12 protein-coding genes are annotated in these 21,799 nt (G+C 45.8%); all 12 read left to right on the top strand.

The genetic code is table 11. The features are described from left to right. The first annotated feature begins 14 nt into the window (after positions 1-14). The 12 genes from ASD40_RS22855 to ASD40_RS22805 all read left to right on the top strand — a co-directional run bounded on the left by ASD40_RS22855 (position 15) and on the right by ASD40_RS22805 (position 21,517). The gene (locus ASD40_RS22855) at positions 15-1,727 is read left to right on the top strand and encodes an adenine deaminase C-terminal domain-containing protein (protein WP_057305463.1); all 1,713 of its coding nucleotides are present in this window, start codon (positions 15-17) and stop codon (positions 1,725-1,727) included. 298 nt (positions 1,728-2,025) lie between these two features. Then, positions 2,026-4,419 carry an EAL domain-containing protein gene (locus ASD40_RS22850; protein WP_057305462.1) on the top strand — a complete coding sequence of 798 codons (2,394 nt, stop codon included), beginning with the start codon at positions 2,026-2,028 and terminating at the stop codon, positions 4,417-4,419. A gap of 252 nt (positions 4,420-4,671) precedes the next feature. Then, the gene (locus ASD40_RS22845; RefSeq protein WP_057305461.1) at positions 4,672-7,851 is read left to right on the top strand and encodes a GxGYxYP domain-containing protein; all 3,180 of its coding nucleotides are present in this window, start codon (positions 4,672-4,674) and stop codon (positions 7,849-7,851) included. Between the two features lie 94 nt (positions 7,852-7,945). Further along, complete coding sequence (locus tag ASD40_RS22840) at positions 7,946-9,676, top strand: sensor histidine kinase (protein ID WP_057305460.1); 1,731 nt, start codon at positions 7,946-7,948, stop codon at positions 9,674-9,676. Then, on the top strand, positions 9,669-11,291 hold the full coding sequence (locus ASD40_RS22835; protein WP_057305459.1) for a response regulator: 1,623 nt from the start codon (positions 9,669-9,671) through the stop codon (positions 11,289-11,291). The genes ASD40_RS22840 and ASD40_RS22835 overlap by 8 nt, the downstream gene beginning before the upstream one ends. 160 nt (positions 11,292-11,451) lie before the next feature. Beyond that, positions 11,452-12,414, top strand: coding sequence for an ABC transporter permease (locus ASD40_RS22830; RefSeq protein ID WP_235549353.1), 963 nt, complete (start codon positions 11,452-11,454; stop codon positions 12,412-12,414). A 54-nt stretch (positions 12,415-12,468) separates the two neighbouring features. Then, entirely contained in the window at positions 12,469-13,362 is an 894-nt protein-coding gene (locus ASD40_RS22825; RefSeq protein ID WP_047671958.1) for a carbohydrate ABC transporter permease, read from the top strand. Between the two features lie 49 nt (positions 13,363-13,411). Beyond that, entirely contained in the window at positions 13,412-15,100 is a 1,689-nt protein-coding gene (locus ASD40_RS22820) for a hypothetical protein (RefSeq protein WP_057305458.1), read from the top strand. Positions 15,101-15,201: 101 nt separating this feature from the next. After that, positions 15,202-17,385 carry a hypothetical protein gene (locus ASD40_RS22815; RefSeq protein WP_057305457.1) on the top strand — a complete coding sequence of 728 codons (2,184 nt, stop codon included), beginning with the start codon at positions 15,202-15,204 and terminating at the stop codon, positions 17,383-17,385. 45 nt (positions 17,386-17,430) lie between these two features. Then, positions 17,431-17,580, top strand: a complete 150-nt coding sequence (locus ASD40_RS37410) for a hypothetical protein (RefSeq protein ID WP_156390158.1) — start codon at positions 17,431-17,433, stop codon at positions 17,578-17,580. Between the two features lie 1,228 nt (positions 17,581-18,808). After that, complete coding sequence (locus tag ASD40_RS22810; protein WP_057305456.1) at positions 18,809-20,683, top strand: ADP-ribosylglycohydrolase family protein; 1,875 nt, start codon at positions 18,809-18,811, stop codon at positions 20,681-20,683. Positions 20,684-20,686: 3 nt separating this feature from the next. After that, positions 20,687-21,517: an amidohydrolase family protein gene (locus ASD40_RS22805; protein WP_057305455.1), complete on the top strand. Its 831-nt coding sequence runs from the start codon at positions 20,687-20,689 to the stop codon at positions 21,515-21,517. The last annotated feature ends 282 nt before the right edge of the window (positions 21,518-21,799 follow it).

Here is a 21,799-nt window from a genome sequence, read left to right as displayed (position 1 = left end):
GGAGGCGAAGGCAGATGCGTGTAGATTTACTGATTGAAAATGTACGAATTTATAATAGTTATTTTAAAACATTCATCCAGGGTAATGCAGCGATATTGGATGGAAGGTTTCTATATATCGGGGAACGGGCTACCGATAGCTTCGAAGCGGCCGAGCACTTGGACGGTCAAGGACGCTATATGATTCCCGGCCTCATTGATATCCATCTGCACATCGAAAGCACGATGGTCACGCCGGAGACGTTCTCATACGGACTCATTCGCAACGGTGTTACAACCATCGTTCCAGAGCCGCATGAGATCGCCAATGTTTTCGGACTTGACGGGGTGAAGGAATTCATTAAAGCTAGCCAACATTGTGTGGCGGACATGTTCTACGCCATCCCGAGTTCAGTTCCTGCCACTTCGATGGAAACGACCGGAGGCGCGATTGAAATCGAAGATTTGGACGAACTGCTTCGTACGGAACGAATCATTTGTTTAGGCGAAATCATGAACTACGTAGACGTCATTACGGATCCTGACTGCAAAACGAACCACATCTTAAACCATATCCGCAGCCATTATCCTCATCTCATTATTGAAGGACATGTCCCGAAACTATTAGATCTAGATTTGCATCGAATGATCTATAGCGGGGTAGATTCTGATCATACACATCAATCGATCGAGGGCATGGAAGCTCGGATTGCTGCGGGCATGTTTATTGAAATTCAAGAAAAATCGATGACACCTGAAGTAATGGCGTATTTAATAGAGCATGAGGTATCCGAGCATTATTGCTTTGTTACCGATGATGTGATGGCGGACTCTTTCGAGCGTCGGGGACACTTGAATCACCTCGTTCGTAAAGCGATCGGGATGGGCATGAAGCCTGAGCAGGCGATTTATGCCAGTACGCTTTCTCCAGCCAAAAGAATGCGGATGTATGATCGCGGCGTAATAGCGCCTGGTAAAATTAGCGATTTTCAACTGATATCCAATCTGGAGCAGATGACAATCGACCAAGTATACAAACATGGGCGAAAGGTCTATGATGTTCGCGAGCCTTACAAGCCTACCGTCCATGCACCCGCCTTTCCAGCACACTACTATCAAAGCGTTCATATGTCGCCGTTAACAGAAGCGGATTTCTCAGTGAACACTGAGGTAGCTGATGGCCGGTATGCTTGCCGAGCCATGATGGTAAAGGATGGCTCCACGTTTACAGAGGAGCATCAGGTTGATGTTGAAGTTCGTCAAGGGAAGCTTAACTGGCAGGAAAGCGGCTATGGGCTCATTGCTACGTTTGAACGCTACGGGATAAACGGTAATCGCGCTTATGGTTTAATCGGCGGTGATACGATCAAACGCGGAGCCATAGCAACGACTTATTCCCACGATAACCATAACATGCTTGTTGTCGGGCACAATCCCGTCGATATGATGATCGCTGCTAATGAGGTCATTAAGAATCAAGGGGGCTTTAGCGTTGTTGAGAACGGAAAAGTGATCGCTAATCTTGAGCTTCCTGTCGGCGGTATTTTAACAGAAGTTCCTTTGGAACAAGTCGCCAAGGAAGTTGAGCAGCTGCGCAAGGCCATGGAATCGTTGGGCTACCGTCATTATAATCCGATCATGTCCATCAGTACGCATTCTTTACCTGTTAGTCCTGCACTGAAAATAACGGATTTTGGTTTAATTGATGTGAATGAAGGGAAAGTTGTGCCTTTAATCATACACGGCTAATTGAAAAAGCTAAGTCATAGATGGTTATAACCACTGTGACTTAGCTTATTTTCGTTGATTTAGGAACCGCCTAATGATAGTTCAATTATATAATACTTAAGAACTACTTGTTGTGTTGTTATTTATAGTCCATTATAATCAGATTAGATAAATACAAAGCGCCACGCCAGTCAGTTACCGTAAAAGAAAACCACATCTCTCTGAAATTGATGTGGTTTTTTTAAATGGAGATAATAGGCAGCTATTCAACCTAAGGACTATTGTAGAAAGAAATTCATCATTGGAGGTTGATGTTGCCATGTCGCTTCGCCGGAAAATCATCATCTGCGTTGGGATGACCACGCTTTGCATGCTATCACTTCTATACTTTATTTCAGAGAGAGCTCTTTTGCGCAATTATGAGCAGATGGAGCTTGAAAGTTTACGTGAAAACGTGAAGCAAAACCTTCTCTCGTATTTTGATGAGTATACAAATCTCGGTGCCATTGCGATTAATTATGCGGGCTGGGACGATACATACAACTTTATGGTAAGACCGACGATTCCTACTAATAACGATCCTTATCTCACGGTCAATTATACCGATTCTTTGTTTATGTCAAGTCGTCTTAATATAACTCTTCTGATGAACAACCGAAGGCAAGTTTACTTCGGAAAAGCTTACGATTATGGCAAAAACGAACCTCTCGCCTATCCGAGTGCATTCATCCATACCTTGCAGACAGAGTATGCTTCTTTCATTGAGCAGTCGGACGCTTCTTCCCGGAAGATGGGGTTATTGCTTGTTGACAAGCAACCGCTGATCGCAACCTCATACCCAATTTTAACGAGCAACAACGAAGGACCCGTTCACGGAACCTTGGTTTTCGCGCGTTTCTTAGACTCGAATTATGTTCAGTATATTTCCGAAAAAACGGACTTGCCTTTAAGTATATCTACTGTGGATCCATCTTTTACAGCTCCTGTTCAAGCTACAACTGTAACCGTTTCCAGAAACAGAGCCATACCGTTTTGGACCGAGTCCGATAAAACAACGATCACAGGCTTCTCACTGTTAACAGACGTCAATAATAAACCGGCCGTTCTCCTGAAGTTCGTGAAGCCGAGAGCATTATATAAGGAAGCCCAGAGAAGTATCTTATTTTACTTGTTCTATTTCGGGCTTTCCGGGTTGGTCTTCTTTTTCATCATTAGTTGTGTCCTTCAGCGAACGATATTTGCTAGATTGAACCGCACGATCAATGGGATGAATGTGATCAAAACAAAACAAGATTTTTCGATTCGTATTCAGGAATCCGGCAAAGACGAGATTACCCAGCTCGAGAAGTCGTTTAACCACATGATGACGTCGCTCGAGCAATCGCAAGACGAAATTCAATATCAAGCGGATCATGATAATTTGACCGGACTCACCAACCGAAAAGCTTTTTTCGAATATCTGGAGAAAATCATTAAACATGGTCAGCTTCCATCCCGCTTTGCCGTAATCTTCATCGACTTGGATCGCTTTAAGTTGATCAACGATACGATGGGTCATCATACGGGAGACTTGTTGCTGATTGAGGTTGCCGGGAGACTACGGCTTTGTATAAAGGAGGGTGAATTCCTTTGTCGGTTGGGGGGAGACGAGTTTTGCATTATTTCCCATAACGTTCACGATTACAACCAAATTGAACACTTGGCAAAGGTTATCAAAGAGGCGATTAATGTGCCCTACGATATAGATGGCTATCGTGCCACGATTTCAGCCAGTATCGGAATAAGTCTGTATCCTGATCATGGAAAGGATTCGGAAAGCTTGCTTCATCATTCCGATATGGCTATGCTGGATGTCAAAGAATCCGGCAAAAATAATTACCGCTTGTATTCGGAATCGATTGAAGCGATTCGAACCAGAAGAATGCTGCTAGAGCAATACTTGAAATGTGCGATTGACAACGACGAGCTTACTCTTCATTACCAGCCAAAATTGGATTTGGCGCGGAATCAAATTGTCGGGGTAGAAGCGCTGCTCAGGTGGACGAACAGACAACTCGGACATGTATCTCCTTATGAATTTATTCCCATTGCTGAGTATTCCGGAATCATTAATGAGATAGGGGAATGGATCATGCGGTCGGCATGTCGGCAATTCATCGCATGGCGAAAGCAAGCGGTGAACATGCCTCTTATCGTTGCCATTAATATTTCAGGTGTCCAACTGCTGCAGCCAAACTTTGTTGAGCGAATTCGCGGTGTGTTCGCAGAAGAAGAGGTCGACCCTTGCCATTTCGAGCTGGAAGTGACGGAAAGTTTTGCGATCGAAAACTTTGAAGAAGTGATCAACATATTGCTCGAATTGCGTAATCTGGGTTTTTTGATTTCCATTGACGACTTTGGAGCAGGCTACTCTTCAATGAAATATGTATGTCAACTCCCCATACAATGTATGAAGATTGATAAAACGTTGATCGATCAACTGGCAGATAACATTCGAAGTCAAGTAGTCGTATCGTCGTTAATCGAAATGGCTCACCGGCTTCAGCTAACCGTAGTGGCGGAGGGAGTTGAGCTGCCGGAGCAGCTTCGTATTCTCCAAACCTACCGGTGCGATCAGATTCAAGGGTTTCTCATCAGCAAACCGGTGCCGGCCAGCAGAATCATTGAGATGTTGAATTCTTCTGATTTGATTCAGGTACCCGAAACAAAATGACAGATGTAAAATACAATTTGGATGAATTGAATAAGCTGAGTCAGGGAAGCTGCGCGGAACCTGGCTTGGCTTTTTTGCGTTAATGGGTAACCATCGATTGCATAGGAGCTGAGGCCCAACCTACAAGTCTTTCTAGGAGTTTAGTAGAAGTTTTAAATGATCTAAATGACATGTAGAATATGTTAATAATATATTGTATAATTCAAATGACAATCAATCCAGTCATACATTCATAATTTGAGGAGGTTTATAATGAGAAAAACCAGTTTATTCATCTTATTTGTATGCTTTTTTATTGTCATATCACTCTTAGGAACATCTGTGTCTCCTTCCGCTGCAGCTAATGAATTAGAGTCCGATAATGAAACAACGCTTTCTCAAAGCAGTTCACCGCAATTGGACACTAACTACGTAAAAGCTGCTGTTAAAGCCAAAAAGCTTTACGTGATCCGTTTGAGCGATATGTCGGAAACGGAAAGTGTCATGATCGCTTCGCTGCAAGGGATACTCGCTAATAAGTCCTCCAATCAAATTTACATACTGCCCGACTCCGGGAATTACAAGATATGGCTGGACGATTTGGTCCTAAAATACGGGGTGAAAACGGAATTTATCCGTGATCCTTGGAAGCTTGTGAAGGAATTCAAGAAGCAGTTCGACGGCTATTTACTATGGGAAAAGGGGAACAGCTCCATCAATGCAGCAACTTCACTAGCCCATTTGAAGCAATCCATCTTAATTGAAAAAGGCGATGTCAAACAAGCCAAAAGCTATAAGCAAGTGATGGATCTCTCAACGAAGGATGAAGCTTGGGTCAAGCAAAACTACTGGAGCCAGCTCAACCATCGCACCTTGATCGAGCAAAAAGGGGAGACAAGTGAAGAATTGGCATCCGGTATGGGCGGCAAACTACGAGATTACGCTGTAATGGCTAACGCTTTCACTTTTTATGATGGGAACAGCGCATTCCGACAATCCGTCGTTGCGGACGCGGAGCCAGATGCTGTCATTTTAGGCTGGGGAGATGCGTCAAAAGGCGAAGACGCTTTCATACGTCCGAGTTCATCAGCCGGTGTATATACACTGCCGGCAGATCATGCCTATAATTTGTCAGTCTTTAGCAGCTTTAACATCAAGGAGCTCAAACAGAAGGATCAGTCGCAGCCTGCAGTTCAGGATCAGGTGCATTATGTGTCATTCGTCATGTCTGATGGCGATAATATTCAATGGATGCTGAACGATTTGGCCGAGAAGGGCAAGCCTTGGTTCGGTAACCCAAACCGTGGGAATTTCGATATGGGTTGGGCTGTTTCTCCCAGCATGATGGATTTGGCCCCGACTGTTCTGGAACGTTTTTATACGGATGGTACAACGAAAGATAATTTTGTCGTTGGTCCGTCAGGCGGCGGTTATATGTATCCGTCCATGTATCCAGAGCAGGAACTCGATACACATCTCAATAGGTTAAACACTTATATGGGCAAAGCTGATTTATCGCTTGTTGAAGTTATAGATTTTAATGCTTTTAACAAGAAGGCGATCTGGGATAAGTATACGGATCAGTCGAATATCGATGGCGTCATTTATTTGGAATACAGTAACCATAAAGCACTAAACGGGGCCATAAAGTGGTCAAACAATAAGCCTATTGTCACCCCGCGTGAAATGCTTTGGCGTGGTATCGCTGGAAGCGACGTGAACTCAGTTGCCCAGCATATCAATGCGGCGCCAAGAAATCCGAAGAGTGCCGCAGGCTACTCGCTTGTTCTCGTTCATGCCTGGTCTTCCTCCATGGATGAAGTAAAGGCTGTTATCGATCAACTTCAAGGCGATGTTCAAGTCGTAACGCCTGAGAAAATGGTGAAGCTAATTCAAAATAACGTCCCTAAAGAGGATACGGAAGTAGCCAACAAGGTGTATGAAGCGGAAACCGATTTTGGTCATAACACAGGGAAGTTGGATGGTGATGGCTGGTCAGCTAATCCGCAGGAACATGCGGCAGGACATATGCTCTTCGGACCAGGTGCCTCAGACATTCCTGCAGGCCGCAACCAAGTCAAATTCAAAACGATGATTGACAGTGTGACTGGCGATAATGATCGTGTGCTGAATCTGGATATCTATGATGATACAGCTGGAGCGGTAGTTGCTGAGAAAGCTGTGCATCGCTCCGAGTTCCAAAGCGCAGACACATACCATAATGCGACACTTGAGGCTGACTTTGTTGCTGGTCATTCTTATCAGTTTAGAGCTTGGTATGATGGCAACGCCAAGGTTAAAATCGATCGAGTCACCATCGTGATGAACCGTAATTTAGCACAGCGACTGTATGAAGCCGAGAACGATTTCGGGCATAACACAGGGGTGCTTGACGGGGACGGTTGGTTGGCTAACACCGAACAGCACGGAACTGGCCATATGTTATATGGACCTTATGTGGCCGATTTACCATCAGGCGTGCATGATGTCACTTTCCGAATGAAGGCTTCAGGTGCGACTGGTTCTGAGGATACCATTGCTATCATTGATATTAATAATGCGAGTGCTGATCAAATTATTGCTTCAAAAGAGCTGAAGTTACGGGATTTTGCCGTACAAGATCAGTACATGGATATAAGTTTGGAGGACGTCGACCTTTCACTTGGCAGCACCTATGAATTCCGAGTGCATTTCGAAGATAAGGCGAACGTCAAAGTTGATCACGTGAGACTGGATATGCCAGAAATAACGAAGCCGAATACACAATCGCTTTATTTTAAATTCGGCGGATCAAGCGTATCTTCGTTGGTCTTCGGAACCGATGCAGGGCAAAAGCAGCTTCAGCTGTGGGGGAAAGCGAGCGAGCAAGGCAAGCCGGACGTTAATTTGACGGTAGATGGGACTTGGACCGTCGTGCAAGGTGAAACTGCGGTCACTATCGGTGCCGGAGGCGCGCTGCAGGTGCTTCAAGGCGGAGATGCCATCGTGAAGGCGGCGTATAATGGCCTAGAAGCGCAGATACCGATTCATGTATCGGCGAACTATACGAGCCGTATATTCGAAGCGGAGCGTGACTTCGGTCATAATACGGGAGCAGCAGCCGCAGATGGTTGGTATGCGAATCCGCAGGAACATGCGGCAGGTCATATGCTGTATGGCCCCGGGGTAGCGGATCTCCCTTCCGGAAGCCTTAAGGTCGACTTCCGCATCAAGATCGACAATCCTGCCGGCGGTTCTGAGCGGGTCCTGAATCTAGACATCTATGACGGAACAGGCAACAAAGTAACTGGCGAAAAAGCCGTGCTGCGCAGTGATTTCAATGCCGCTGATACGTATCAGTCCATTATTATGGAGGCTGATTTCGTACTGGGGCATGCCTATCAGTTCCGTGTGTGGTACGACGATAATGCGACTGTACAGATCGATAATGTGACAGTGCGTATTCCACAATAATCCATTATTAATTATTACCACAAAGGAAAAGTCTGTCCCCTTAGGGAAATGAAGAGACAGTTATGCTTACTTAAACTAAGGGGGACAGACATGCATGAAGTTGCACAAAAAATTAATGATCGTATATTTGGTGACCATTCTACTTCCGATTGTAGGGTTAACGAATTACTTCCTTAATCAAATGTCAGACCTCATTATCCGGTACGTATCTGATTCTTATCAAAAGATATTAGTTCAATCCAACAACGGCATTTATTACAATATCCGTTTCTACGAAAGCATTCTTGACAATTTAACGGTGTCGGAGTCCGTTCAAAACGTACTTTCGGAACCCGATGTGTACCGGGAAAAAGGCGTTATTATCATGAACCGGGAAATCTCCCGTGCGGTCCGGTTTATCCAAGCCTATCAGGCGACCGATGTCGAGAGCATCGAATTTTTCTCCACATCTCCTGATGTCATGTCCGATGGCGTATATCTTTTTCCAGAAGATAGGCTTCGAAGGGTTCTCGGCTTGAATGAGATACCGGACTCGAAGTTTTGGATACTTGAACAATATGACGGTAAATATTATTATGCGTTGGTGCGGCCGATTTACAGCATCGGGCAGTTTAAGAAAATTGGTTACATAAAGCTAACGATCCAGATCCCTTCCGTGACGTATGTGCAGGAAACGATGGGCAACAAAGCTGACGCAAGCGGAAGCCTAATCATCGCAGATAGTAAAGGAACCATCATGTTTAACCCTGACACCGATCAACTTGGCAAACCGCTTCCACAGGAAATCGTCGAACAGACGAGTAAGGATCGAAGCTCCGAATCCGAGTTGAACCTTCAAATTCAGGGAACCGACTATGTCATGTGGTACCGCAAGCTCCAGAATGTTGACTGGACGATGTACCTGCTTGTGCCCAAAGCGTCCATTCAATCCAAAGTGAATGAAATTCGACAAACCATTTTGACAGTCAGTATCATTTGTATGATTATTTTTTCTTTTTTGACCTTGCTTATAACCCGTCAGCTGACCCGCGGGATCAGGCGTCTTCACGCCAAAGTATCTCGGGTTGGCAGGGGGGTGCTCTCTACGAGCCGCAGAGTCCATGTTAAAGGCGATGAGATCGATGAACTAGATCGTAATTTTGATAACATGCTCGATAATTTACGAGACCTCATTCACCAAAACTATGTCGAAAAACTGGAAAGAAGGGAAATGGAGCTCAATTTTTTGCAAGCTCAAATTAATCCTCATTTCCTATACAATACACTGGATGCAATCAAGAACGAGATTGACATGGACGAGAAGCAGACGGCCATTGGCATGGTCGTCGCCCTAGCGGACCTCTTTCGAATATCGGTATCCAAGGGAAGTAACACCATCCGTTTTGAACAAGAAATTGATCACGCCAAATGTTATTTGAAAATATTGGAAATCCGTTTCGGTGCTCGACATACGATCGAATGGCAAATAGATCCGCAGATTCCAAGTCTCTATACCTTGAAAATTATTCTTCAGCCTCTCCTGGAAAATGCGATCCAGCATGGGTTAAAGGGAATGGCGGGAGGCAATGTGACCGTGATAGGCGAGCTTACGGAGCAGGCTGTCATCGTGACCGTTCGTGACAATGGGGTGGGGATGACGAAGGCTCAAGCAGAAACTTTGCTAAGCGATCATTCGCCCAGCAAGGGCATCGGGTTGTACAACGTGAACAGTCGAATTCGGATGTATTTCGGCAGTGAGTATGGCTTGTCAATTAAGTCCGAGCCCGGGAATGGAACGGAAGTTGTATTAACGCTGCCAGTGCTTGAGGGGGTTGAACATGTATAAGCTGCTGATTGTTGAGGACGAATTATCAACTCGCAAGTGGTTCACTAAGGTTATTAATTGGGAGCAAAATGGTTTTGAAGTCATTGCGATTGCGGAGGATGGGCAGCAAGCTTGGGAAATCCTGAAGGAACGACCTGAAGTGGACGTAGTGATGACCGATATCAGGATGCCCTACATGGATGGTCTGGAACTAACGGAGCGCATCCGATCACTGCCGGGTGAACCTGTGGAAATTGTCATTCTGAGCGGTTTCGGGGAATTCGATTATGCACAGCAGGCCATTAAGCTTGGCGTGCGGGATTACTTGCTGAAGCCTGTGACCAAAGAGCAATTAACAGAAGTATTCGAAATAATCGCGCGTAGACTGGATGAGCGTCATTTGCAGTCGACGAAAATCCAATATGCCAATCAAATGCAGAAGGAGAAGGCATTGCTGGAAAAAGCGCAAATCTATGAGCGCTGGCTGACGCGTAAAGACATCCTGATCTCTCCAGAGCGGTTATTCAATCGATTTGACGCTCAATTAGACATCTTGAATGGCACCTTTCTTATGCTTGTCGCGGAATTCGATGATTACATCAAGTTCACCGATAATTATAACGATGAAGACCAGAAACTATGCCGATTCATTGTTCATAATATTTTGGATGAAATCTCTCACAATTACGGAGCGGTAGATTCTGTGCTGATGCCGCCGAACCGTTACGTTTTCCTCCTTGAAGCCGGATCAGAAAGAGAGATCGATAACAAAGGACTTCTTGCGGGTCATGCGTTCCAAGAGAGCTTAAACAAATATTTGCGGTTATTTAACGTTCAACTTTCAGTAGGATGCAGTCAACAGTTCCAGGGTATTTCCAATGTTCCCGAGGCATATGATCAAGCGTTCAAGGCGCTCAGGCATAAATTTTTCACGGGTAAAGGGTCTGTCAATCAATTTCAGCCATTACCGCAAGGACAAAGCGAGGGCTTCTACCCGACTGAGCTTGAAAAGAGACTCATCATCGCCTTTAAGCAAGGTGACGAGCAGGGCGGTTATGGACTCTTTAATGATTTTCTGCGGAATTTGTGCAGCAGCGGGGAATCGGAGGATTCCATACGTTTCATCGTAGGCGAGATGCTCGTTAATCTGTTTCGCCAGCTCAGGGAAGTTAAATCCCTTCCAGTGACGAGCGAAGTCATGGAAATGTTTATAGAGGAAATCCGTTGTCAGGAAACATATGTTGAGCTTACCGAGAAGGCGAAAGAGTTGATTCAGTTTATGCTGCAATCGATTGCCATCGAAGCCCTTTCCCTATCACCGGTCTCCAAAGGCATAGAATACATGAAGATCAAGCTGTCTCGGGATATTTCTCTTCAGGAGGTTGCTGAATATGTGGGCATCAGCGCTTCTTATTTCAGCACCTTATTTAAGCAAGAGAAAGGTTATAACTTCGTAGATTTTCTGGTTCGCCTTCGAATGGAGAAGAGCTTGGAACTGCTTGAACGAACGGCCTTAACCGTAGCTCAAGTTGGGGATGAGGTCGGATACCAGAGTTACCGCTATTTTACAAAGGTATTCAAAGATTACTATGCGATGACACCCACCCAATTCAGGGAACGGCTCAAGATGACTTGATAATCAAAATGACGTGATATTCAAACAAATATAACAATTCCAAAGAAAGTGATACCTGATCATAAATTTTTGGACTTTCGAGTGGGTTTCCAGTACTGCTATAATAAATATATCAAATGGAACCTATGAGAAAGTCCAATAAGGAGGTAAAACGCTTACAATGGAATCATTGACAAATTCTATGACGCAAGTTCAACCCCGAAAACCGATGTCATTCAAGCGTTTGCTATGGAAACGCATTTGGCAGCATAAAGTATTTTACTTATTCATGCTGCCAGGCATCATTTGGTTCTTTATTTTTTCTTATGTTCCTCTATACGGCATTCAAGTGGCGTTTCGTAATTTTACGTTCACCGGCGGCTTCTCAGGAAGTCCTTGGGCCGGCTTGAAATACTTTCGCCAATTCTTCGATTATTATCAAGCAACAGAGCTCATACGTAACACCATTGTGATCAGTCTGTCAAAGCTTCTCATCGGGTTCCCGATGCCGATTATTCTCGCGATTCTCTTGAATGAAGTTCGCAGAGTGAAATTCAAAAAAGTGGTCCAGACCCTTTCCTACTTACCATACTTCGTATCATGGGTCGTAGTCGTGACGCTGATGCAGCGCCTTCTAACTCCGTACGGAGGACCATTGAATGACCTGCTTGCCTCACTTGGCTTGGAGCGCATTCAATTTCTTTACAACACGACATGGTTTTATCCCATGATATTGGGGTCTGATGTTTGGAAAAATATTGGCTGGAACTCGATCATCTATATGGCGGCAATAGCCGGGATTGATCAGCAATTGTACGAAGCGGCGAAGATTGACGGTGCAAATCGTTTTCGGCAAATGTGGCATGTTACGCTCCCCGGCATTCGCAACATTGCCGTGATTCTCTTTATTCTTTCCGTCGGCGGCTTGATGAGCGCCGGGTACGAGCAGCTGCTCCTCCTGAATGGGCCGGCAACAGCCCGAATTGGCAGCGTCCTCGACGTGCATGTCATCACTTCCGGTATTAGCGGAGGTCGACTAAGCTATGCGGCTGCTGTTGGGTTGTTCCAAAGCATTATAGGTCTGGTGATGATTCTAGTTGTCAACCGAATCGCTAAGAAATACAGCGACGTGTCCCTTTTTTAAAAGCAAATGCTTACGAAGAACGTTTACTTACGAAGACGCTAAGGAAGTGATGAGATGAAGCGCGATTTTTCCTTGTTCAGCACACTAAATTATATCATCCTGGCGCTGATCGGTTTCTCGATGATCTACCCATTCATTTACATTCTCGTGTACTCACTTAACGATGGGAATGACTCCATGCAGGGTGCGCTATATTTCTGGCCTCGGCAGTTTACCTTAGATAACTACGCGCAAGTGTTCCACAATCCTCGTATCTGGCAAGCTTACAAAATTACACTGTTGCGCACGATTCTCGGTACTTTTTTACACGTGCTATTGTGTACCCTTATGGCTTACGCATTGGCAAAGAAAACACTGCCTGGAAGAACATTTTTCACTTTCTATATCTTTTTACCTACGATTTTCAGCGCGGGTTTCATTCCTTACTTCATCACGCTGCAAAAGCTGCATCTAATTAACACTTTCTGGGTGTATATCATTCCGATGTTATTCAACTTCATGCATATTGTCATCATCCGGACGTTCCTGCAGGGGATACCGGAAGAGCTGGACGAGTCGGCACGCATTGACGGATATGGCGATTTCACGATTTTCTTGAAAATTATCCTGCCCTTATCTGGTCCAGTGCTAGCAACAATAAGCTTGTTCATTGGTGTCGCACATTGGAACGATTGGTTTGCTGGGGCTTACTACGTATCCAACAAAAACCTAGTTCCAGTTCAAACACTGCTGCAGCAAATGCTGACTGAAGCGGAAGCGCTCTCGAATTCGATGCAGCGGGCAGCTCAGCAAGGAGGCCAAACGATTAGCGTGAATCCAGCCGGTTCAACGCCCGAATCGTTACGGATGGCGCTCCTGGTTATCACCGTCTTCCCGATTTTGTGCATCTACCCATTCCTGCAAAAGTATTTTGTCAAGGGTGTCTTGCTAGGCTCCGTTAAGGGTTAGCTGTCCCCGATTTTGGGGGCTTATCATATAAAAATGAAGGAGGGTTCTCATGAAAAAGAAATGGTCTAAAGGTGCTTCCGTTGTATTAGCATTAACGCTTGCTGGTGGTTTAGTAGGTTGTACTCAGAAGGATGAAACGTCTCCAAGCCCAAGTGCAAATTCAAACACAAGTCCGAGTGCAACTACACCTGCCAAAACGGACACCAAGAAAGAGGTCACGCTTAAAGTTTTGCATAACTGGAATGGTTCCAGCGGTTCTGAGAGCGACATGAATGCCGTAGCCAAAGTGATCAAGGAGAAAACCGGGGTAACGGTTCAAATGGAATACACCAAAGGAAGCGAAGTGGAGAAAGTTAACACGATCTTCGCAACGCAGGACTTGCCAGATATATATACGGGACCGGCGTGGGGCGGGGAGCTGGATGGCATCATCAAAGCCGCAAAAGAGGGCCAATTGGTTGATCTCTCCGGCAAGCTGGCCAATTATCCCAATCTAGCCAAAGAAATCGCCAAGGAAAACGTACCGCCTGCACTCTATGAAAAAGGAATCGACGCCTATGGTGGCAAAAAGTATTTGCTATATCAAAATCATCCTGCAACAGACAAGGATGCCATGGACTGGCTGTACGGCTTCTATGTACGCAAGGACATCGCTGAAAAAGTAGGGGTAGATCCGCAGTCTGTCAAAACAAAGGACGACTTTTACAATTTCTTGAAGAAGATCAAAGACGCGGGCCTCAAAGAAAGCGGTCAACCCGTCATTCCACTCGGCGGCTTTCACAACGGTTGGGCTGTTAATATCGGCGATCAGATGTTTATGGGATCCGGCTTCCTCGATAAAGGAGACGGCTCTCTAGAGAATAATTTCTTTACTAAAGCATACGAAGACTACACGTTATATTATCGGAAGCTGATTTCCCAAGGGTTGCTCGATTCCGAAGCTTTCACTCAGACAGATCCCATCGCGAATGAGAAAGTAAAGCAAGGGCGCGTAGCCGTCCTCGCAGCTCACTATCCAGCTATTCTTGATGCCTCCAAGGACTACGTCCAGTCTCACCCAGGCAGCGATTATGTGCCTGTAGGTCCACTGGAAAGAGCAGGCGCTGAAGCCAACCGTCCGGCTGATCTAGGCGTGCAGGGCAACAATGTGACTGTTATTACGAAGCAAGCTAAGGATGTGGATGCGGCCCTGCGCCTGCTGGATTTCCTAGCTTCTGATGAAGGCTTCATGCTTACTCGCTACGGCGTTCAAGGTGTCCATTGGGATATGCAGAACGGTAAACCGATAGCGAAAAAGGAATGGTTTGATAAGTTTGTGAATGACAAAACCGGGAAGTTGAAAAAGAACGAAGGGATCGGCGTCGGCTACGAAAGTTTAACGGGTCTTGACCGTACGAATTCCAAAGGTAACGGGGACATCTGGGCTGATCAGAATCGCGTGGCCGCTCTAGAGAAAGCGCGTAAAATTTTGCGCCCGAATGGCATTAAAGTTATCACAGCTTACAATCCTTGGGACGTTATTACGAAAGCCCCTCAATGGGAATCGCTCAAACCATCCATGGATAAAACCGGTGACGCTTGGAAGGAAGCGATATTTGCCAAATCCGATGAGGCGGCACTCAAAATCATCAATGATTTACGTGGACAGCTGGTAAAAACAGGCTATCGCGAAGCGATTAAATTCACGAATGATAATCTAAAAGGCAAAGACGTGGTAAAACTTCAAATGCCAAACTAAAACTTAACAAGAGGCCGCTTTGGTGGTGAACGACGGGAGAGGCTATAAGACTCTCCCGTTCTTGTTCTGCCGAGTGGGAACTCCTAGAGGAGGGATTACCTTTGTCGAGACCGGTATCAGATAGGAAGGAATGGACGGGTTTCCAAGAATCGCGTCCGTATGGGGCTAAGTACGATTTACGCAGCGATTTTGTCATGGTGTATGGCATCTCGGATGACTTGGAGGAACGAATCGCCGGGTGGAAAGAAAGGGGCTATATCATCCACCTCATGACAGGAGTGTCATGGGGAGAATATCAAGACTATTTGTACGGAAAGTATGATGGCCGTGATCATTGGGATGAAGCACAGACCAATTGCGCCGGCGACCATCTGCTGCACGGCAAAGACGTGCCTTATATGGTTCCGACGATTTCCTTTAGCGAGTACCTTGCAGCCGGTATTAAGCGGGCAATCGACTGTGGGGCCGAAGCCATTCATTTGGAGGAGCCGGAGTTTTGGGTAGCTGGCGGATATTCGGAAGCTTTCCAGCGGGAATGGCGCATCTTTTATCAGGAGCCGTGGATACCGCCTCATGAGTCGCCTGACGCGCAGTACCGAGCGTCCAAGTTGAAGGCGTATCTGTACTATCGAACGCTAGATCGCTTATGTGCGCAGATGAAGGAATATGCGGAAGTCCAATATGGGCGTGCGATTCGTTTTTATGTACCGACACATAGTCTGATCAATTACACGCAGTGGCGAATTGTGAGTCCGGAAGCGCTGCTCGTCAACATGCCAGCTTGCGACGGGTTTATTGCTCAAGTATGGACGGGAACAGCGCGTACGCGTAATGTGTACAAAGGTATCCGTGAGGAACGAACGTTCGAAACGGCATTCCTTGAATACGGCGTCATGCAAGAGCTCGTTCGCGGCACGGGCCGTGATATGTGGTTCCTGCATGATCCGATTGAGGACAATCCGAATTACACGTGGTCGGACTATAAGATTAATTATGAAGATACAGTTGTGGCTTCTCTGCTCCATCCTTACGTAAACAATTACGAGATATGCCCTTGGCCGCGAAGAGTGTTCGAGATTGCCTATCCGAAGGAAGACGGCAAAGGGAAAGAAATGATCCCGCCCGATTACGCGACCGAGCTGTTGACCGTTATGAACGTACTTCGTGATATGCACCGCCATGAGGAAATCATGTCCGATGAACAAACGGATGGAATCGGTCTCCTCCTGGCCAACTCAGCGATGTTCCAACGGGGTGACATTGAGTTGCAGTCAAATGAGGCTGACTTTCGTTACGATGGCACCATCAGTTCGCTAATTCTCCCTTCCGAGCATCACGAAGAGATGCTGAATTGGTCGGCATTCTATGGGCTGGCGCTGCCGCTGGTTAAACATGGCATACCGCTTCGCCCGGTTCAGCTGGACAATTTGCTTCATTTTCCGGGATATTTGGACGATTATCGAGTACTGTTGCTTAGTTATGAATTTATGAAACCGGAGCATGCCGGTCTTCATCAAGTGCTGTCGCAGTGGGTACGAGAAGGAGGCTGCTTAATCTATGTTGGCGATGGCAGTGACCCGTACCACAGTGTCAAGGAATGGTGGAACCAAGGCGCCAAAGCCTACGAACGGCCAGATGATCACCTCTTCGAGGCGATTGGGATAGGGCGCCGCCCTGAGGATGGCGAGTACCGGGTAGGTCAAGGCGCTGTTATCGTCCACCGCGTACATCCAGCCCGGCTGGCTGAAACCGAAGACGGCGCGAATTGGGTCCGCGAAAGTGTAAAGCGTGCATTAGCTATGCGCGGAGATGAGGAGCCATTGCATGAAAAGCAATACCTTCAAATCCGTCGAGGTCCGTATGTCGCGACACGCGTCATGACGGAGTCGCTTTCGGATGAAGCTGTCACCGTTCATGGCCGCTTTATCGATCTTTTCGATGCCAGACTTGCTATTGTGAGCAATCCGGTTGTCGAACCAGGCAAGGGAAGTTTACTCTATGACCTTGAGGTAGCTCCTGAACAGACTTCAGCTGTCATCGTCAGTTCATCGCGAATCCGTGACGAGGAACCCATCGTAAATGGGAAGTTTCAGTTCGTCTCCGAGGCGCCTGCTGGAGTAATCGTGAGTACAAGGCTTCAACTGAAAGAGGACCCTCGTCATGTCATCGCGGATGGTCTTGAAGTTGTAGATCGAAGCTGGGAACCCGGATCTCGAACGCTTCTAATCCGCTATCCTGGCGTACCGGAGGGGACACTCGTTTCAGTCAATTTCGAAAAGGAATAAATTGTATGAAGATGGAAAACCTACTCTCAGGAAGGTGAGAGAAGGATGGACAAAGAGAACATGAATCTCTTGAATACGCAGGATTTAGATGAAGCCAACATGCAGGAGGAAATCTGTAATCCGGATTTTGATTTGATGCGCGATTATGCCAATCAGCTTAACGGTGAGATGGACGTTGATACGAAAGACAATTGAAACCTAGCGGCATGGTGTGTTTCGGCACTTTGTAAGAGAAGGCATTTCGCTATAAAGCGAAGTGCCTTTTTGCTACCGCCTATGTCACCCGACTTCTAACTAGCGGAACGACGACGATGCGTTATTTCTGGAAATCTCGTGTAAAATTGAATGAGAAGAACGTTAGGGCGCTATTTGATCAAAATGAACGATCCGGAGCATAATCACCGAAATAACGGCTCAGAGAATACTATTTACCTCCCTCTATGCACTCAACTTTTTACAGCTTCAATTAAGGAGCGCATCTCCATCTCATTGCCCAATCTGGCAAGCAGCACCCATAGTTGTTCTTTCCGTTTCCAAATTCAACCCGCAGCTGGCATCACTAGACGTAGGAGCCTATCGATGAAATCGATAGGCTCCTTTTCTATCATCAAAAATAAAGTACCTCTCTAAAGCTTCTAAAGTACATTCTTAGGACAGAAATAAGGGTTCCAAAGGGCAACGCTTTTGAGCTTGAGCTTGAGCGGTTAATAGGATTAATTCCATTGGATCAAATACAATGAAATTCAACATGCTACTCGTGAATGCATCATTCCATTGGACAATTTGCAATGGAATTCTCTCCGAAGCCTACTTTTGAGTCATTTTCGGAAAAAGCATTGCATTTTATCCAATGGAATTGCTTATGAACACTTCCTATATGAGATTCCATTGGATATTGTGCAACAGAATCTATACGGACATCTATTCATCTTATTCAAAACAACCTCACAAACCCAAAATAACCTCAATAACACCTCAATAACACCTAAATAAACACACAAACCTAATACAAACTTCTTCAGCAGCTGACGGAATTCCTGGCTCTGCCGTAGCACGACCTTAAACGGATTAATTAGCAGAACGCGTAACGGTCCAGCATCGGCATAATCACCGAAATAAAGGCTGTTCGTTCCCTATGATCCGCAGCTTAGCAGCTTATATGTCCGAAGTCACTCCTCAGAGTTGAATTCGACCAGCTGTTTATCAGTATTTTTGGGATTTTCTGCCCAAATAGAAGATAGACGTTCAATTAAATCCACTTTTTTGTTAAATATTCCCGATTCATAGCAATTGTTCAAAGCACGGCGCATGACAACTTCTAATATTTATTCTTTTGAAAACATAACGATGGACATGGCTCCTTTAAGAAATCGGTCTTATGATGAAGTTATGAACACAAAAACAACTTACGGGAGGTTTCATCATGAGTATCCGAATTCTGAATGAACAAGATTACTATCGCATCGTATATGGGGGATGGCTTGGGAAAAATATAGGGGGAACACTTGGTGCACCCGTAGAGGGCATTAAGGAACTATTGGAGTTGACCTTTTATCCGGAGCTGCCGGACGGTCCGCTCGAGAATGATGATCTGGACTTACAATTGGTGTGGCTGCATGCTTTGGAGCAATATGGTCCGGGATTGACTGCGCGAGAGCTTGGGCAGGAGTGGTTGGAGCATATCTTTTTCCCATTTGATGAGTATGGATACGCGCTGACGAATCTGAGAAGAGGTCTTCTTGCACCCGTTGCTGGATCATTCAACAATCCGTTCAAAGAGTGTATGGGTTCACCCATTCGTTCCGAAATCTGGGCCATGGTGACACCTGGTTCGCCTAGTACAGCGGCTCATTATGCTTATCAGGATGCCATTGTGGACCATGCCGGCGGAGAAGGGGTGTACGGAGAAATGTTTTTTGCCGCCCTCGAGAGCGCTATATTCTATGAGAAGGATCGGGATCGCTTGATTGAGATCGGCATGACCTATATACCTGAACATTGCCGCACCGCCAATGCATTGAAAGATCTGCTCCACTGGCATAAGGAAGGGAAAGATTGGCTCGAAGCGCGTTTGCTTATTCTTGAGCATCATGGCAACGATAACTTTACGGATGCCCCGCAAAATATTGCGTTTACCATTCTTGGCTGGTTATATGGCGAGGATTTCGAGGATGCGATTTTGAAAGCGGTCAACTGCGGTTACGATACGGATTGCACAGCAGCTACACTTGGCTCTATATTAGGCATGCTGCTCGGTCCGGAAGGTTTGCCGGATAAATGGGTAAAGCCCGTCGGTGATCGGGTTGTCGTTAGCCCGCCAATTAAAGGATTTCCCGCGCCAAAGGATTTGGATGAGTTAACCCGGCGGACCATTCGCATGGGCAAGCAAATTCTTGCAGCTTGGGATACGGACATTCTAGTGCATCCAGACCTTCCTACTTCATGGAATCAACCATTAGAAACGAACGAAACGGAAGAGAAAATAAAGGAGCTTTGGTCTAGGAAGGTAACGGCTAATCACTACTTGCTGCCGCAAGGAACTCGTAACAGTCCGGATGCTGAGCTTGAGCTCGATTTCGGTCAGGAAGGTCCTGCCATCGGAGTGAATCAGAAGAAAACGCTGCATATCACATTTACCAACCGTTCGTTAACATCACTAGTAGGCAATATCGCGTTAGAACTGCCGAAGGACTGGGTGGGACAGAATGCACTTGAGGTAAACTTGCAACCTAATGAATCGATCGAATGGCATACGGAAATCACAGCTGGAGCGATTGCTAAATCAAACTATGAGCTTGCATTCGTCTGGACACGATTTCATGACCACTCCGTATGGGCTGCTCAAAAGGTTCCTTTTTCATTGGTAAACGCTTCTAAATGGATGATTTGGGGACCAAACGGCAACGAGGGGAAAGAAGTGTTTTTCCCAGGCAATCATTTGGTATGGGAGAAGGAACTCGGTAGTGAGGACGATGGCTTGTATCGCGCTCAAACGAAGCTCTTCAACCCGATAGAGCGAAAGATTCGTCTTATTGCGGCCGCAAGAGGACCTATCGTATTGAAATTAAACGGTAAAATCGTCATTGAATGTAAAGAATCGTTGGAATTCATGCCAGCTTATCATCGGGCTCCGGAAGAACAAAGGATTGAAATAACACTAGCTGCAGGAACCTATGAGATTGAAATAGAGGCAACAAGGAACGGATGCCCTCTAGAGGTTTATGTCTTACCAGTGGCACTTCTTAACACAACACTACCTGGTCCCCACTATTACTTTACAGATATTTTGTTTGGGTGACCTATGAGAATTGATGCGCATCAACATTATTGGAAAACGGAACGTGGAGACTATGGCTGGCTGACCGCTAAGCAGGGTATTTTATTTGCGGACTATATGCCGGAGCAGCTGCAGGATTCGTTGGAACGCTATCACTTCGAACGCACGATTGTCGTGCAAGCCGCGCCGACGCTGGAGGAAACGCAATTCTTGCTATCTTTATATGATGAGTATGAAAGTATAGCTGGAGTGGTCGGCTGGCTAGATTTGGATTCACCGCTATTTAGCGAGCAATATGCTAAGTTTCGAGGGGATAAAGGATTTGTTGGCTTTCGACCGATGCTTCAGGATCTGCCGGATTCATGGATTCTTCGACCGCAAGTTATGCAAAATATAAAGCAGCTGGTCAAGGATGATTTTCCGCTTGATTTACAGCTTAGACCACGGCATCATCCTTATATATTGGAGGCATTTCGAAGCTTTCCGACACTTCGGGCAGTAGTCGATCATGCGGCAAAGCCTTTTATCGCTGGACGCATCCTCGAACCGTGGAAGACGGAGATGACCGAACTGGCTGCATTTCCTAATGTCATGTGCAAGCTGTCAGGACTAGTAACAGAAGCCGATCAGCAAGCTTGGAACTGGATGGATCTGGCTCCTTATGTTCATCATGTCATCGAAGTGTTTGGCACAGATCGGGTGATGTTTGGCAGCGATTGGCCTGTATGTTTAACTACTTGCAGCTATGATGAGGTTTATTTGGCTTTGCTGAACGCGCTTCCCTCCAACCTGTCTAGGGAGGATCATTCTGCTATCTTTGGAGGTAATGCAGCACGATTTTATCAATTATTGTAGGCTTACCTAAAAACATATAGGGGGTAGCTATAAGCGGCAGCCCTTTTGAATATCCATGGAAAAGCTCCTTTCTGCCATTAGGCAGCAGGGGCTTTTCGCATCTGAGCTATAAGGGAAGATCGGTTTGAACAGATTGATTGGTGTTTGCAACAAACGCTTGTTGTTAAGATATTTATCTTGCGAATGAAAATAAACTATGATATATTTCATGTGTAACCGGTACCACATTGTAAAACGTATATATTGTTAGGGTTATTATTAATATGCGGTATCGTTACCACA

This window comes from Paenibacillus sp. Root444D2, from assembly GCF_001426375.1.
Lineage (GTDB): Bacteria > Bacillota > Bacilli > Paenibacillales > NBRC-103111 > Paenibacillus_E.
This window is presented reverse-complemented; position numbering and strand designations above follow the sequence as displayed.